Source organism: Vibrio caribbeanicus ATCC BAA-2122 (assembly GCF_000165125.1).
GTDB classification, from domain to species: Bacteria; Pseudomonadota; Gammaproteobacteria; order Enterobacterales; family Vibrionaceae; genus Vibrio; species Vibrio caribbeanicus.
The window spans coordinates 1-2213 of sequence record NZ_AEIU01000119.1; the positions used below are offsets into that span (position 1 = coordinate 1).

Below are 2213 nucleotides of genomic sequence, written 5' to 3' on the forward strand. Positions count from 1 at the left end.
GTATTTGATAGCCTGATGGTGTTTGAAAACTACCCTGTGGATGAGGCTTTGGTGGATGAACTCGTGCAGGGCAGTTCTAATCACCTCTCAAATAATGACCGCCTACGAATTTCAGAGTTTCAAGGCGTCGAGTCTACGCATTATCCACTGACATTATCGGTAATCCCGGGTGACTCTCTGAGCTTAAAGCTGATGTATCGTGAAGCGAGATTTAACGAAGATCAGGTTCGGCAACTGCTTCATCATCTAGAGGGGTTGTTGCAAGGTTTAGCTCATTCAAAAGCGGATACGCCATTGGCGTCGATCACATTACTCAGTGAAGCCGAAAAACAGCAGTTAGTCGAGTGGAATGGCACCCAACAAGATTTCCCAGACGAGCTGTGCATTCATCAACTGGTTGAAGCTCAAGCTGCTCAGCAGCCAGAAGCGACGGCTTTAGTCTTTAATCATGAGAGCCTGAGCTATGGTGAGCTCAATCAGCGTGCCAACCAGGTAGCGCATTATTTATTAGAGCAGGGGGTGCGCCCCGATACCTTGGTAGGTCTCTGCGCTGACCGCAGTTTTGAGATGATGATTGGGCTTTTGGGTATATTAAAAGCGGGAGGCGCCTATGTGCCTTTAGACCCAAGCTACCCAAGTGAGCGTCTTGGTCATATGATCGAAGATAGTGGTGTGGAGTTAATCATCACCCAGCAGCACCTTATCCATGATTTACCTAGAGGCGCGGCACAGGCATCTTACCGTTCCATCGCCTTGGATTGTTCAGAGGTGCAACAGCAACTGAGCAATTATGCCAAAGAGAATATTGACCCAGCACTGATAGGTTTAACCCCTAAGCACCTGGCGTATGTGATTTATACGTCTGGATCAACGGGTAAGCCGAAAGGCGTACTGGTTGAACATAAAGGGTTTATTAACGTCGGCTTTTTTCAAAGTAAAACCTTTGGCATATCAGAAAATAGTCGCGTCTTGCAGTTTGCATCATCTAGCTTTGATGCGGGAGCTTGGGAGTGGGCGATGACGCTGACTCAAGGAGGCTCGCTATATCTATTTCCTAAAACCATTATCATGAGTGCGGAGGATTTATCGAAATCCATCGCTGAGCTTGGTATTACGCATGCGTTGATAACCCCTGCATTGCTGCCACATCTTGATCCATCCCAATGGCGTTCAGTTGATTCTTTAGTTGTAGCAGGTGATCAATGCTCTATACATGAAGCAGAGAGGTGGGCTCAAGGCCGTCAGTTTTTCAATGCTTATGGTCCAACAGAAACCACCATTGTGTGCAGTATCTTTAAATATGATCAGGAGCGTTCAGAGCTGCCTATAGGAAAACCTGTAGAGAATGCAGAGTTCTATATCCTCTCGCCAGAGCAACAGCTTCTGCCTATTGGTGTACCAGGCGAACTCTGTATTGGCGGTGTGGGTTTAGCCCGCGGCTACCTCAATCACCCTGAACTCACTGCTGAAAAGTTTATTACTCATCCCTTTAGCGATGATCCAGAAGCGCGCTTATATCGCTCCGGAGATTTGGTGCGTTGGCTGCCTGATGGCAATCTCGCCTTTTTGGGGCGTTTGGATCATCAGGTCAAAATTCGTGGATTTAGGATTGAGTTAGGAGAAATCGAGTCTCAGTTGCTGCTTGAACCGAGCGTGAAAGAGGCGGTCGTCGTAGCTCGTGAAGATCGCGGTGGTGACAAGCGTTTGGTCGCCTATGTCACAACCTCTGAGACGTCTGAGGATTTGGGCGGAACAGAAGAAACGCTGATGGATTTACTCAGGCAAAGGCTCAAAGCCGTATTGCCTGATCACATGGTGCCCTCGGCTTTTGTGGTGTTGGAGCAGTTGCCATTAACACCCAACGGTAAAGTCGATCGTAAGGCTCTGCCCGAGCCGGATTTGGCTCAGGTGACTGGGTCTTATGAAGCACCGCAAAGCCTCACCGAAGCGCGTTTAGCGGAGCTTTGGCAGACATTGCTCCACCTAAACTCGCCCGTTAGCCGTGATGCGCATTTCTTCGAACTGGGTGGGCATTCATTGTTAGGGGTACGGCTATTAGCCAGCATTCGAGAGCAGTTTGCCTTAGACATTCCGATTAAGACGCTCTTTGCCCAGCCTATTCTGAGTGAGTTGGCAGCGGTATTAGATGCCGAGGTGTTGACGGCAGGGCAGGGTATTCAGGTGCCGCCGATGGTTGCTCGTGACCCACAGTT

Annotated in this window: 1 protein-coding gene; it reads left to right on the plus strand. The window is 49.1% G+C overall.

The window, feature by feature from the left end; all coding sequences use genetic code 11:
- Positions 1–2213, plus strand: a 2213-nt coding sequence (locus RH40_RS19220; protein WP_009603383.1) for a non-ribosomal peptide synthetase, incomplete at both ends; no start/stop codon positions are given.